Origin of the sequence: Paraglaciecola sp. MB-3u-78 (assembly GCF_002835935.1) — a bacterium.
Taxonomy (GTDB): Bacteria; Pseudomonadota; Gammaproteobacteria; order Enterobacterales; family Alteromonadaceae; genus Paraglaciecola.
This window is the reverse complement of record NZ_PJCF01000072.1, coordinates 1-329: the sequence shown is the minus strand read 5'-3', so window position 1 is coordinate 329 and position 329 is coordinate 1. Positions and strand designations below refer to the sequence as shown.

General features: G+C 45.6%; 1 protein-coding gene. It reads left to right on the top strand.

The features are described 5' to 3' along the window. Window positions 1-255, top strand: a 255-nt coding sequence (locus CXF95_RS26375) for a transposase domain-containing protein (protein ID WP_157828266.1), incomplete at its 5' end; no start/stop codon positions are given. Between the last annotated feature and the right edge of the window lie 74 nt (window positions 256-329).

Below are 329 nucleotides of genomic sequence, written 5' to 3'. Positions count from 1 at the left end.
GAAAATGCCATTCGTCCCTTTGCTGTTGGTAGGCGCGCCTGGTTATTTGCCGATACCCCAGCAGGCGCTAATGCCAGTGCAATCCATTATAGCCTGATTGAGTCAGCCAAAATTCATGAGCTTGAACCTTACGCTTATCTCAATGCCGTGTTCAAGGCGTTACCCTATGCTGACACGGTTGAAAAGATCGAAGACCTCCTGCCATGGAATTTCAAAAATTCAAAACCCAGTTGGCTACCCCCGCACGTTCAATAGCGCTTACTGTGAACTGTTAGATTATGACAAGGATATTTATACTTGGAAAGTACGTCGGTTTATTAAGCGCTTAC